This window comes from Bacillus sp. NH11B, assembly GCF_001884205.1.
Taxonomy (GTDB): Bacteria; Bacillota; Bacilli; order Bacillales; family Bacillaceae_G; genus Bacillus_A; species Bacillus_A proteolyticus.
In genome coordinates, this window is record NZ_MAOG01000039.1 from 1 (window position 1) to 14,568 (window position 14,568).

At 35.3% G+C, this 14,568-nt stretch carries 8 protein-coding genes and 3 pseudogenes; 2 read left to right on the forward strand and 9 right to left on the reverse strand.

Annotated elements, in window-relative coordinates; all coding sequences use genetic code 11:
• Positions 1-503, reverse strand: a pseudogene (locus tag BAU27_RS07755) (cell wall-binding protein); the annotation flags it as partial.
• Positions 504-709: 206 nt separating this feature from the next.
• Here BAU27_RS07755 and BAU27_RS33325 point away from each other — a divergent pair.
• Positions 710-1,122, forward strand: a pseudogene (locus BAU27_RS33325) (Tn3 family transposase); the annotation flags it as partial.
• A gap of 442 nt (positions 1,123-1,564) precedes the next feature.
• On the opposite strand, the gene BAU27_RS07770 reads toward BAU27_RS33325, so the two are convergent.
• The 5 genes from BAU27_RS07770 to BAU27_RS07790 all read right to left on the reverse strand — a co-directional run bounded on the left by BAU27_RS07770 (position 1,565) and on the right by BAU27_RS07790 (position 8,436).
• Positions 1,565-4,327, reverse strand: a complete 2,763-nt coding sequence (locus BAU27_RS07770; protein ID WP_071770567.1) for a M4 family metallopeptidase — start codon at positions 4,325-4,327, stop codon at positions 1,565-1,567.
• A 244-nt stretch (positions 4,328-4,571) separates the two neighbouring features.
• A complete protein-coding gene (yknW, locus tag BAU27_RS07775; RefSeq protein ID WP_071770568.1) occupies positions 4,572-5,270 on the reverse strand; it encodes a YknW family membrane protein in 699 nt (232 codons plus the stop codon).
• Positions 5,271-5,378: 108 nt separating this feature from the next.
• Positions 5,379-6,578 (reverse strand): ABC transporter permease, encoded by a 1,200-nt coding sequence (locus BAU27_RS07780; RefSeq protein ID WP_071770569.1) that lies wholly within the window; start codon positions 6,576-6,578, stop codon positions 5,379-5,381.
• Entirely contained in the window at positions 6,575-7,255 is a 681-nt protein-coding gene (locus BAU27_RS07785; RefSeq protein ID WP_000631631.1) for an ABC transporter ATP-binding protein, read from the reverse strand. Before BAU27_RS07785 ends, BAU27_RS07780 begins: the two co-directional genes overlap by 4 nt.
• Positions 7,252-8,436 (reverse strand): efflux RND transporter periplasmic adaptor subunit, encoded by a 1,185-nt coding sequence (locus tag BAU27_RS07790; RefSeq protein WP_071770570.1) that lies wholly within the window; start codon positions 8,434-8,436, stop codon positions 7,252-7,254. The genes BAU27_RS07785 and BAU27_RS07790 overlap by 4 nt, the downstream gene beginning before the upstream one ends.
• A gap of 264 nt (positions 8,437-8,700) precedes the next feature.
• Here BAU27_RS07790 and BAU27_RS30820 point away from each other — a divergent pair.
• Positions 8,701-9,388 (forward strand): annotated as a pseudogene (locus BAU27_RS30820) (IS6 family transposase).
• Between the two features lie 538 nt (positions 9,389-9,926).
• On the opposite strand, the gene BAU27_RS07805 reads toward BAU27_RS30820, so the two are convergent.
• The 3 genes from BAU27_RS07805 to BAU27_RS07835 all read right to left on the reverse strand — a co-directional run.
• Positions 9,927-10,571, reverse strand: coding sequence for an ATP F0F1 synthase subunit alpha (locus tag BAU27_RS07805; RefSeq protein WP_071770571.1), 645 nt, complete (start codon positions 10,569-10,571; stop codon positions 9,927-9,929).
• Positions 10,572-11,380: 809 nt separating this feature from the next.
• Positions 11,381-13,165, reverse strand: coding sequence for an S-layer homology domain-containing protein (locus tag BAU27_RS07830; protein ID WP_083595909.1), 1,785 nt, complete (start codon positions 13,163-13,165; stop codon positions 11,381-11,383).
• A gap of 207 nt (positions 13,166-13,372) precedes the next feature.
• Positions 13,373-14,568, reverse strand: a 1,196-nt coding sequence (locus tag BAU27_RS07835) for an S-layer homology domain-containing protein (RefSeq protein WP_071770572.1), incomplete at its 5' end; no start/stop codon positions are given.

Consider the following 14,568-nt stretch of genomic DNA (forward strand, 5'->3'; position numbering starts at 1 on the left):
ACAACTCCGGTCTTTCCTTCGTCTAATTGTGCTTGTGTAATGTAAAGAAGATCGTGTTCTGAGACATTTGCTGCATTAGGGTTTAAATCTATAATTGCACCTGCTTCAGTAATTTTAAGCTGCTGCCCAGATCTTAGTTGATGAATTTCAATTCTTCCATTTGGATAGCGTACTTTAACCGGTTTAAGAAAATTCGAATCACCTTGTGTATGATACATGGAAATATTAAATTCCCCAGATGTAAAATTAGGAGCCTGGTAAGTTTCGTTTTCTGCATATACATCAATGTGAGTGCCTGGGTCTGGATTCTCTGGGGTTATTCCAAGTGCTTCATAAGTATCTGCTACAGCACCTAATACAGTAATAGTTATATCTAATACCGCACCTACCCCTGCGCTAGCCTTATTTTCTGCAATCGGTGCCATAGAAAAAAGAATTCCTAATGCCGCTGTAGCAGGAATTATCTTCTTTCCAATTCCATTTGTTTTAAATTTCTTTTTCATTCCGTTCTCCTCTCTTGGTGAAATTAATCACTTTTGAATCATCTAAAATTAATGTTCTGAAGTTCATCTTAGCTTAGATACCTTTCGAATTTCTTGCATAAGTGTTACAAAAGTCTTTCATTGATTTTAATTTGTAATAAGGAAAGTATTAAATATTAATGTGAGGAGATCAAAATACATATTCAGAAAATAAGTATTAACAAGTGTTAAAATGGTTACAGCGTGTTGAAAATGGAAGACATGTACATATTGCTTAAATAAAGGAGCAGCAAAATATAATGTTGCTTGAGATGCATTTTTAATTAATTAGGAGAAATTCTTGATTGTTCTTATGAGGTTCAATTACATAGAGCAAGTGGTTTACAACTTCTGATTTTAGCTATTATATTATGGAATATATATCACAGCGGTTGATGCTTTGCATGCAAAAGGAGTGGATATTCACGAAGAATATGTACAACATATATCTCCATTTGGATGGGAACATATTACGTTAACAGGTGATGATGTTTGGAACTTAAACCCAAAAACAAATTTCAATAATTTAACGAATTTACCGAAAGAATTCTCCTTCCTCAAGCGTGTGAAGGGCGATAGCCCAACGGTAGGTGGGAGATGAATTCCGGTTTGGCATAGCCAAAAACTTTTGATAAACTAGCTATATGAAGTTCTTTGATAACTTGATATATGAGGTTGCAGGAAGAAAATAGAGTGCGAAAACCAAGCCATTCGGTTCCTGTGTAAAATATCAACCGTACCAAAAGAGCGTCCAAGCGTTGGACATCTAGGGGTGGAACACCCCGAAGCAACGCTCAGGGAGACGAAAGGTTACTTTCGTCGTGGAACTGAGAAGCTCCCACTTCAAGCTTTACTAAGTGGCGAATAGTTCACGACCATTACGAGATAAAAAGTCTATAAAAAATCGGTAAAATAAATAACCAGTTCCTTAACGTACAGGGAACCGGTTAAATTGTGTCCAAACGTACAATTTTCTTTTTTTGATAAGGTGACCTCATGCCCATCAAGTTAATATTTTTGCACCAGAACCATAAAAAGCACCTTCAATATTTGAAGGTGCTTTTTAATGCCTTTCTAAATTTACGACCAAAAGAAAGAACCATACCTGCAAGAACCATCAATACACCCATTGCTGCACTGTTATTTGTACTTGCACCCGTTTTTGGAAGCTCTTTATATGTATCTTCTTTTTTATCAGTAGTACTATTGTTTGAGATATTACTGTTACCAGTATCAGAGGCATTGCTGTTGTTAGTACCAGTACTGCCATTATCAGAACCGTTATCGTTGCCTGAACCATTATTTCTGTTATTAGAACCGTTACCATTGTCCTTATCTTTCACAACTACTTTTTGTATTGTAGTTACCATATTACCTGCAGAATCTTTGACACTATATATTACTTCATAAGTACCGGCTTTAGATGTATCTACAGTTCCTTCATGCGTTACTTTAGAAGTAAGGTCACCACCTTCTTTATCAGTAGCTGATATTCCTGCCATTGAGGCGAATTGATTACCCTCAATAATTGTTGTTTCAGCAGGTACTTTTAGTACTGGTTTTTCATCTTTAACTTCTTCTCCAGCTTTAACCGTTACTGTTTGTTTCGCAGTTACTTCATGACCTTTAGTGTCTGTAACTGTGTAAGTTAATACGTAAGTACCGGCCTTAGATGTATCTACCTTACCATCAACTGTTACTTTAGAAGTAAGGTCACCGTCTTCTTTATTAGTAGCTGATACTCTTGCCATTGGGTCGAATGAATCTCCTACATTAATTGTTGCCCCAACAGGCACTGTTAATTTAGGTTCCATATCTGGAGTTTCTCCATTTTCCTCTACAATTACAGTCTGTGTAGCCGTTGCATTAACCCCTTGGGAATCGACAACCGAGTACTCCACAATGTAGTTACCTGGTTTAGAAGTATCTACATCGCCTTTATGTTTTACTCTATTTGTTAAATCACCATCTTCTTTATCAACAGCTTTTACGCCTCTCATCGGGTCGAACGTATCACCTACATGTAGTGTAGTTGTAAACGGTACAGTTAACTCCGGCGCTTGTTTTTCCACAGCTTTTTCTTTTTCTTCCACTGTTACCTTAATTTTTGCTGCATCAAAAGCTTTTTGGACTGCTTGAGCTTCAGCCGAGTTCGCGCCATATTTATTTGTTGCAACTCGAAGGCATGCTGATCTCAATTCAAAGAAATCAGAAGTCATGTTTAGTTCATCAGTGTTTGCATAATAAAAAATATCAAACATTTTATCCTCGCCAATACCTTTTACAGTTACACCGTTATGAGTGCCACCTTTTGCAATTAAATATGCAACTTTATTAATAATACTTGAGTTGAAATGAACGCCTCCATCATCCTCTCCATTTAAATTAGTATATTTACTATAATCATCTGGATATGGTACTCCATTTGAATAATTGATTGAAGATGGATTTTTCATATCACGTAAAACTAATCCAGTTTGTTCTCCTATTGTCCAGTTAAAATTCCCATTGTTTATATATTTCTCAATAGCCGTCCCCATAATATCCGATAACGCCTCGTTAATCGCACCAGATTCTCCGGAATATTCAAGATTGGATTCGCTAGATGTAACCGCATGTGTAAATTCATGTCCCGCTACGTCAAATGCCTTCACCATAGGATCTCCATATACGAGCATACTACTATTATTAATATTAGCACTTAATGCATTTTTCCAATTTTTTGGATCGTTCGTATCCTCAGAATCCCAAGCGTGTACAACTGAAACTACTTTTTGTCCCTTATTATCAAAACTATTACGCTTGTATTTATCTTTATAAAAATCAAATACTTTTGTCGCTAAGTAATGGGCACTTACCGCTTTTGGATCATTAAATGTTGTTGAAGTGCTAGTTGCTAGTGTGCCAGGATAATAGCTTTCCTCTTTAGTAATATCCCTGTAATTCACATCATATGTTTCAATTCCTTGCCCCCTTGAATAATCAGCAAGTGCATATTCACCATTACTTTGTTTAGAAATACCAAATGTACGAGATATACCGAAAGCATCGTTTCCTGTTCCAGTTAATGATGCAAGATTGCTTTTTCTACTTTCCTCTAAGGCATCAACAAGCTTCTCACTTGCTTTTAAATCTGATTCTTGTACCATATTTTTTAACATTTCACCATTATGAGCATTCACTAAATAAGTTCCAGATACATATTTTGGTGTTACTGCAGCAAATGTAACCTGGTATGCATTACTGGCTTGTCCATTATTTTCATCAACAAAAATAACTTCCTTTACTTCTGGCTCAGAAATAAACTTGATATCATTCCCGTACTTCGTATAAATATATTGTTTCGCTTTTTCTTGTGATAGATTAATAGGAATCTTTAAATCTTCTTGTTTTAAATTTTGCGCACTATCCCCTGAAACACTTTTAATAACACCCTTTTTATCTACGTGTGCAGTCAATTGATACCCATATACTTCTTTGCCTTCATATGTTTGTTGCATACGCACAAGTGTAGTCCCATCATACGAACCGCGTTTTTGAAGAACCTTATAATCTACTCCCATTTCTCCATTCACTTGTTTTGGAGACAAAGCTTGCTCTGTCTTTTCCTTAAGGGCATCTTTTACTACATTCTCTGGTGCCTTTTGTGATGGTTGTGTAAGTTCACCTGTACGGAACGAATCCTCCTGAATTTGAACTTGTAATTGATCTGTTTCCTCTGCATGACCTACTCCATATGGTATTACAGCTGTTAAAGCTAATCCTGTTGTTAATGCAACTGTAGCTGTTCTTTTTTTATTTTTCATGGTATTTACCCCGTATAATTTTCTTAAGTATTAAATCTATAAAATTATACTGTCTATTCCTATTGAAATAAAGAGAAAAATGAAGAAATTATAGTCGATGGACATGGGGTCACCATACAAAAAAAGAAAATTGTACGTTTGAACACATTTTGGACACAAAATAACCGGTACCTTGTACGTTAAGGAACCGGTTATTAATGTTATGAATCTTTTACTAAATTTAGTAATAATGAACTTAATTTATTTACATTGACATACTTGGTAAAAACTTCGCTATTAATACAATAATTGCCGCAAAGAATACCGCTTTAATAATGAATAGAATAATAATTGGAATCAATGCTTTCACTTTACTTAATCCAGCTGTAATATGTAATCCAAGCCAAATTAAGACTAAATTCCATACATAGAATATTTCAATTGTATTACCAATTCCATATGCAAATGTACCTTTCGTAAATAATAACCCTAAACTCGTATATTGGCTCATTCCACTACCAAAGATTAGACCTAAGCTTGAATTAATAAGTCCACCAATAATAAGGACAATATTTGTATAAGCTACAATATTCAATAAGGTTTTATAAGGCGTATCATTACCAAAGAACATCATAAACATTTTATAAATAGCTGCTATGAATAGTGTTCCAACCATCGCACTAGCAAAGCTTGTTCCAATTCCAGAAATAACTTCTGATGTAAGTGAACTTTGTCCAGCCATTTCACCTAATTCTTTTTTCATTTTAAGCATCTCAGGTGAGGTATACATAACATACGCATTTAAACCACCTAAAATCCCTTGTAACAATGCTACTAAGAGGAACATACCCCAAACTTTCTCGTTTGTTTTCATTCTTTCAAATTGTACTCCAGGAGATTTAATCATTCCAAATAATGATGGCTTTTTCGCACCTACATCTTGTGTATTAATATTCGCTTTCATTATAACGCCTCCTTCTATTTACATATTCCTTTTAAAGGATGGTAAAAACAATTAACTCAAACAATATGTATGTGTAATAGAGATATTTATCTTTACTACACTAGTAAACTATTCGTAGCGGAGTGCTTCAATTGGATCTAATTTTGCAGCTTTATTCGCTGGAATTAATCCGAAAATAATACCAAGTGTCATTGAGAATAATACGCCTCCGACAACAACTTCCCACGAAACGAGCGGTGGCCATTTTGCGAATGCGGAGACAATATATGCTCCGCCATATCCAAGACCAATTCCAATTAAACCACCTAGAAGCGTTAACATAACGGCTTCAATTAAAAACTGTAATAAAATTTTATTACGCGTTGCTCCAAGCGCTTTACGTATCCCAATTTCGCGCGTACGCTCCGTTACAGATACGAGCATAATGTTCATAACGCCAATACCACCAACGACTAATGAAATACCTGCGATACCACCGATGATCATTGTCATAATATTCGTGACTTTAGAAACGCCCTCTTGGAACTCTTTTAAGTTCACTAATTCATATTTACCTGGAATTTCACTCGGCTTACGACTATTTAATATTTCAACAGCTTTTTTTCCTGCTGATTCTAAATTGTCTACATTTTTAGCTTGAATTGCGATACTTTGAATTTCATCTGTTCCGTATAAAACAGGCCATAAAGTGAGAGGAATCAGTATTTCCTCAGTTTCAAATCCCATAAATTCATTATCTGATTTATAGACACCGATAATTTGCACCGGCTGTCCTTTCATTTCAATAATTTTCCCTACTGGATTTTCATCTTTAAATAACGTCTCTTCTGCCTTCATACTAATCATCACAACGTTATTCCCTTGCGAAATATCTGATTCATTTAATGAACGGCCTTTGACCATTTTCACTTTATTTACTTGAAAATATTCACTATCTAGTCCAATAACATTAATCATTGCTTTTTTATCGTTTATATCAAGTGTTTCCATCGTACTATTCGTCGTAATAACATGGGCAACATCTTTTACCTGTTTCACTTCAAGAATATCTTCTTCCGTTAATTTTGGTACTTCATGCCCACCCATAGCAAACTCATCATTAATATTCGGCTTAAACTGAATTGGCATAAGGTTATTACCAGAACCAGCGATTTTCGACTTCAGCATCGCTTCCCCGCCCTGCCCAATCGCAACGACAGTAATAATAGAACCTACACCGATAATAATACCGAGCATCGTCAAAGCTGAACGCAGTTTATGAGCTAAAATAGAAGATAGGGCAATTTTTATACTATCTAGTAAACTCATACTGCACACCTTCTATCTTCAGTAATTTTCCCATCTCGCAGTACAATGCGGCGAGATGAATAAGCTGCTACCTCTTCCTCATGCGTAACCATAACGATTGTCGTTCCTTCTGCATTAAGCTTCGTGAAAATATCCATAACTTGTTCACCAGACTTCGTATCAAGCGCCCCCGTCGGCTCATCGGCCATAATGAACGTTGGATTATTCGCAATCGCTCTCGCAATTGCTACACGCTGTTTCTGTCCACCTGATAACTCACTAGGTAAATGATGCACTCTATCTGCTAACCCTACTTTGTCCAGTGCTTCCAAAGCACGCTTACGGCGCTCAGCTTTCTTCACCCCACCATATACGAGCGGAAGTTCAACATTTTCCACCGCTGAAAGACGGGGTAGTAAATTAAAATGCTGGAACACAAAGCCGATATATTCATTACGAATTAAAGCTAGCTTTGACTCATCGGCTGTTAAGATATTCACATCATTCAGCATATATTTCCCTTCTGTTGGGCGATCTAAACAACCGATAATATTCATAAGCGTTGATTTACCGGAACCAGACGGTCCCATAATTGAAACAAACTCACCACTCTGAATCGTCAAACTAATACCATGCAAAATCGGTACTGCCAATTTCCCTTGATAATACGTTTTAGCAATATTATTTAACGTAATCATTTCTCTTTCACTTCCATTCCGTCATACACGTTGTCGGAAGGATTTTTAACCACCTTTTGCCCCACTGCTGCGCCTTCAACAATCTCTGTCCAGTCTCCATCAGTAGCGCCTTTTTTCACATTTTGTTTATGAAGCTTCCCTTTCTCCTCAATATAAATAAATGCATCATCGCCTTTTTCTACAATGCTCTTACTTGGAACAGCAATCATCGTCTTATTCTCTAAATTTACTTGTAAAGAAACGTGATAACCTGGAGATAAACCATCTTGGCTATCAAGACTCGCCTTATATGTATATTGAGACATATTTTGAGTTCCCTCACCAGTTGCTTGAGCCATCTCTGCACTCGTTGGGAATTCACTTACTTCTGTAATTTTACCTGTCCACTTCTTCTTATTATTTGCTTTCGCAGTTACAGTAAACATTTGGTCTTTTTGAATTTGTGACTTTTGAAGCTCTGTTAAAGTCCCTTGAACTTGGAACGGATCTTTAGAAGCAACTTGTAAGAATGCTTTCCCTTGGCCACCTAAAGCTTGAGGTGAACTTTGTGCTGCATCTTTATCTAACTTTTGTACAACACCTGTAAAATTACTATAAATCGTAAGTTCTTTCTGTTTTTTACTTAACTCTTCTTTTTGTAACTTTCCTTTTTCTTTTTCAAGATCAGTTGTTTTTTGTGCCATTTCTAATTCGCTTACTTGCTCTTCCATTGGGTCTGTTACTTCTCTCCCAGCTCCACTATCTTTTGCCTTCTTAATTTCGTTCTTCAATGAATCAATTTTCTTTTTCCCTTGATCATAACGCATATCAGCCATCTTCTGATCAAGCTCAGCTTGTTTCACCTGTAAATTAATTTCTTCATTATCATAAGAGAATAATTTCGTTCCCTTTTCTACCTCTTGTCCTTCTTTCACTGCAATATCTTTCACTTTTCCTTTAGTTGGATCCGCATAGAAGCTTTCAATATTCCCTGGCTTCACCTGACCCGAAATTAACTTCGTATTATTTAGCTTACGCTCTGTCACTTTCTCAAAACTTACAGCATCCGTCTTCGTTGTATCTTTCTTCTTACCTTGCATAACAAAAATATTAACCGCCGCAACGATAACAATTAGTACAATAACCCCGACAATAATCCATTTTTTTTTCTTATTTGGAGTACGAACCGTATTTGGTAACATAATCTTTCCCCTTTCAAAATTAAATATTACTAAACATATAGTAATTAAATAATATAACACGAAAAATACTCATAACCAATATGTAATATTGCATATAATTAGATTAAAAGATTTTTATAAGAATTAATATTTAGTTAAATGAAGAAAGAAATTGTAGGAAAATTGGGTTCTGGTGCAAAGACTCTAAAACTTTTGCAAATAATCTCTTAAACTTGGACATACTGATAGTATTACTATTACTCTAGAAAAAGATGTGTGATCGATATGGAAAAGGAAAATTTGTTCAAATGGAAGCATTATCGGCCGGAACTAATCTTATTAACAGTAAGGTGGTACCTACGGTACAATTTGAGCTTCCGTAACCTGGTGGAAATGATGGAGGAACGAGGCTTATTCATAGCTCACACAACGATTATGCGATGGGTTCATTAATATGGACCTCAATTAGAAGAGAAAGTACGATATCACCTTAAATCAACAAATGATTCATGGAGAGTCGATGAAACTTATATTAAAGTGAAAGGGCAATGGATGTATTTATATCGTGCTGTTGATTCAGAAGGGAATACCATTGATTTTTATCTAAGTAAATCAAGAGATAAACAAGCAGCCAAGTGCTTTTTCGTACATTTCGAAACCTCGTGTGATAACAGTAGATAAAAACCCTGCCTATTCTGTAGCGATTCAAGCGTTGAAAGAAGAGAAACATATGCCCGAAGGCATAAAGATAAGGCAAGTTAGATATCTTAATAATATAGTGGAATAAGATAATCGTTTTATTAAAAAACGTGTGCGTTTTATGCTGGGGTTTAAGTCATTTAAAACTGCAACTTCTATATTGAGTGGTGTTGAAGCCATGCATATGATGAAAAAGGGACGGATTGATTTACCGAATCAGTCTGTCCAAAATCAAAAAGAGTTCATCTACCAAGTGTTTGGACTTATAGCATAAAATACGATTTCACTAGGAATCTACTATTATCCGCGTTTTTCTTCATATATTTGCACCAGAACCGAAAAAGAATCCCTTATGATGTCTGGGATTTTTTTTCTTGTTTAAAGTTTTATCAGACAAATGATCTGCACATCAATTTATTTTTGATATACAGATCATTTGTCTGATAATTTTTATAAATAATTGCGGAGTAATAAACTTACATAAATGCTTTTAAAAGTTCTTGAACTAATGGAATTGCCCCACCAATGAATTTTAAAACTGCCATTGCGATTTCCATAATCATTTCCTCCTCTTTTGTTGATGCTAAGGTGTTATTTATCTTTATGCTTTTATTATAGTAAGCGCTTATATTTTTATCAATATATTTTTATATGCAATATTACATATATAAGGAAGCGAAATATCACATTTCCGTATTAAGAATATGTATTGGAAATTAAGTGTTCCCTCAAACAAAAAAGAACTTGTAGTTCTTCTACAAGTTCTTTTTTTGATAGTACTAATGTTAACGGTTAAACAATTTAAACAGGTACTAAGACCAAATCCATTGATCATCATTATTTTGATTTGAAGTTTTCGATTCTTGAATTTTTTCGATGTTGTTTTCTATGTTCCAATTTATAGAACTTCCGCCCCATTGTGCAAATTCCATATTATTTACTTTAACTTTGTCACCGACATTGAGTTTTTGTCCCTGTGTTAAGTAAACTTCTAGAATTTCATCTCCACCGTTGATTTTAGGATATTTAACAAGTACATAATCTATAGACACGTTTACGTATTCATCAATTTTTCCTTTTTTACTAACTTCTCCTATTACATAATCAGGTCGACCATTTTCTTTTAAATGCATTCCTGGTGTTAATGATTTATTTTCAATAGAATTTGCAATCATATATTCAGTAAAATTGCGCATCATTGTACCAGTAACTTTTACTTGATCTCCTATTTTTACATTTGGTATAGAATCAAAATTGATACTGATAGGATCTGTATATTGTTTTGATTCTACAAAAATAACATTATTACTAATCTCAACTACGTGACCTTCAATTGTTGATATATTTGATTCAATAGAAGCTGCACTAGCTTTTGTTACTTCTATGCCTGGTAAATTTGTTCCTGCAAGTGCTGCTACTCCTAATGCACCAGCTAAAACGATTTTTTTTATACCCATTTTATAACATCTCCATTCATGTTTTAATTTTAATATTAACCTTACTGTAACTATTATAGTTACACCGATAATAATTATCAACTATGGATTGTATGCAATCTTACATATTTGAAAAATAGAACATTAAAATTTAGTGTTTTAAGAATGAGTGTAAACAAATATTCAAAAGTTTACTTTTGAGAAAGGTAAAAAGAGTCCTATTAATTTAGGGCTCTTTTTCGTTTTGGGGTAATTCTAAATTCTTAAGTTGATGGGCATAGGGTAGCATCACATCGCTATCAAGATAAGAAAAGCAAATACCCCCAAACGAGAAGATTGACATGTCCAGATGAAAATGTACAATTTTTTGTTTAGGGGGCGTTATAAAGTTTTTAAGTTGATATGAGGTATCACCAAGTGAACTACTCGCCACTTAGCAAAGCTTAAAGTGGGAGCTTCTCAGTTCCACGACGAAAGTAACCTTTCGTCTCCCTGAGCGTTACTTCGGGGTGTTCCACCCCTAGATGTCCAACGCTTGGACGCTCTTTTGGTACGGTTGATATTTTACGCAGGAACCGAATGGCTTGGTTTTCGCACTCTATTTTCTTCCTGCAACCTCATATATCAAGTTATCAAAGAACTTCATATAGCTAGTTTATCAAAAGTTTTTGGCTATGCCAAACCGGAATTCATCTCCCACCTACCGTTGGGCTATCGCCCTTCACACGCTTGAGGAAGGAGAATTCTTTCGGTAAATTCGTTAAATTTTTACGAGCAGTAATACGCCCTTATAATGATGATATAATAAACCACTCAACTTCATTTTCTTTTTATTGATGGGATTGCGCATTTGAAATTGCATTATATAAAAACTGTGCATACTGTTCACGTGTTACGTTCATATCCGGAGCAAATTTCCCTTCTCCAACTCCTACTGCAATATGGTTCGATTGCACGGCACTAATCGCATCTTTTGCCCATGAATTTGCTGGAACATCGTTGAAATTATGTGGCGCCTTTACATCTAATCTAAATGCTTTCTTAATAACTTGTGCCATTTCTGCACGTGTTAATGTAGCTTTCGGTCTAAAGTTTCCTTGATCATCCCCTTGGAAAAATCCTAGCTTAGTTAAAGCCAATATTTCCTCAGGAAACATTGTTGAATTTCCATCGATATCTCTGTATGGATTTTCATATTTATCTTGTTTTTCTATATGCAAAGTACGGTAAATTAATGCAGCTACTTGTTCACGTGTTACATTATCACCCATACCAAATATCCCATTTCCATAACCTGCAATAATTCCTTTATTCGCTAAATCATGAATTGCATGAAATGCCCAGTGTTCTTGTGGGACATCCTTAAATGTAGTTCTATTTACTCCTGCATCGATTTGCAAATCATTTTTTATTACATCCCAAAGTGGATTATCTTGACGCTTTGGTTGCCCCTCTTCATCCCATTTTATTTTTTCTGTTCCTAATTCATAATTCATTCCTGTCCAAGTATCTTCACGGAATGCATAGAATGATTTATGCCATCCTTTCTGATTGAATATAGAAATTAAGTCTTGCATGTATTGAGGTGCTCCAGGAACGGTACGATTAATTCCAAATTCCTCAGCAATGATTCGATTAGATGGTACATGATTTTCCTGAGACCAATTTTGCACAGGCTGTAAGAATGTATTTAATCCATCTTTATCCCACATCATAGGTGTTTCTAAATCTCCTACTTTTACAATTCCAGGATATTGATACTCTTTATTTTGATTTTCACGTTGACTTGTTAATTGATATGGCTCATACATATGAAATGCATACAATGTCTTATTATCTTTAACTGGTTTAAGATATTTAAAAGCCCAAGGTGTGGCATATAGACCTGAATCTAAAATAATAGGTGTTTCTTTATCTACTTCACGAATTGAAGTAACAACTTTTTGATAAAATTCATTTAAATCAGCTGGGGTTCCCTTCACTTTTGAATACCATTTCTCATAATCTTCCGTCCAAAAATCATTATATCTATTTTTCTTAGATGTTTCTGGATGTGGTTCATTGATAATGTTGTAACCAACCACAGCTGGATGATCTTTCAATTCAAACGCAAGGTCTTTCCAAAATTGGCTTGCTTGTTCTTGATATTTCTCTTCTTCCCAAATTCTATCATCATTCTGATTATTGTTAAATTGACGCCAACGATCACCAGGTAATGAAAGCATTGTAAGTACAACTTTAATCCCTTGTGATTGTGCAGCATCTAAATCTGCTTTCAATTTTGCTACATCCTCTTCCACCAATCTTTGATAATTATCTGCATTACCGATAAGAAAATCTTTTCCTGATGTATCTGGTTTGTCTTCAAATAAGAAATCCTTATCTTTTGCCCATTTATCAGGTGCTAAACGAACATATTCAATATGAGCTTCCTTTGCACTTTTGTAGTTCTCAGGTAATGAAGTGCTATTCATAAAATTAGTACCTGTTCTTTTAGAATTCCAAAAATCCATTTTGGAACCTGCACTTTTGTATGTCTCAGCTTTCACATTCATTTCTTGTATCCCTAAGCTCATCATGCCTATTAATGCGACTATCGGTATGATTTTTTTCATAACTTCTCCCTCTTTCCATGTCAGTTTCTTATTATAAAATAAATCACTTATGTTACAGGAAAGTGACAATTTCAAAAAAATTAATTTATCAGCATTGGCAGGTAAAGAGGGAGCAGACACAAAAACAGGCTGTGGAGAAAGTCTTCTTCACAGCCTGAGAACAAGTTATATATCCAAATATGACTTGTTCCTTTCACTATTTAGTTTTTATCGTTTGTTATAGTTGATATAACTAGGGTCATTATAAACCCACTGATTCGTTTCAATTCTTAGCCAACCATTCTTTTCTTCATATACTGTAACTTTTTCACCTTTACTTGCCTTTCTAACAATAGAGTAGTTTGTACCTGCTCCACTCCGAACATTTACCCCAATACCATTTATTTGAGCTGTTCCAATTGTATTTTGAACACTACCGGTTTCAATTACTTGAAGCATGTTTAGAATGAATGATGCTGTTTCACCACGAGTTGTTGTTCCTTTAGGGTCATATTGATTGTCACCCTTACCTTTTACAATACCTAGTCCATACAATCTTTGTACGTCTTCTTTATAGATAATTTTGTCTTTGTCTGAGAATGGTAAGTTTGCAACTGGCCCCCATAGACCTTTATACTGTAAAGCCTTGTTTACAATAATTGCTGATTCTTCTCTTGTAATAGATGTGTTTGGGTCAAAATAACCGTCACCTCTACCTGCAATGATACCTGCACTTGCAGTGCGTTTAATACCATCTCGTAAAGTTGAGTTTGCATCGTTTAGGTCTTTAAATGAAGTATCTCCAGCGGGCAAGTTTAGAGATTTAGAGATTAATTGAGCAAATTCGGCTCTTGTTACCGCTCTATTAGGTGCGAAAACACCGTTTCCTTCCCCTGCCATAATACCCCTTCTATTTAGCTCTCGAATAGCCGGCTCATACCAACCTCCTGTAATGTCGTCTTTGGGTTGATAAAGATTATTATAATATCCTCCAGCACCATTTACGAATGCATCCCATTGTCCATTATTAATCATGTTAGCAGGACAATTTTTACCGCTCCACCTTTGATGTTTTACGATGTTATTTAACGGTACACCAGTTTCTTTCATTAAATAAGCTACAAGTTTCTTAGCGTTATCTACTGCCTTACTGTAGTTACCATCGCTGTTAACCGCGATTTCAATTGCAATAGACTCTCTATTACCCGGGCCATTACCGTCTCCTGCGTGCCACCCGTTTTCGTTTAATGGTAAGTGTTGATAAATCTCTTTATCGTCCACTGTAAAGTGCCATGATGCAGCTCGGTCTGTGTTCCCTACTGCTTGGTTATATAGGTATTGAGCGTGGTTCCTAGCACCTGCTCCTACACTTGTATTATCAGTCTCATGAATTGTAATGTACTTTGGACTCATGTAGTTTTGAG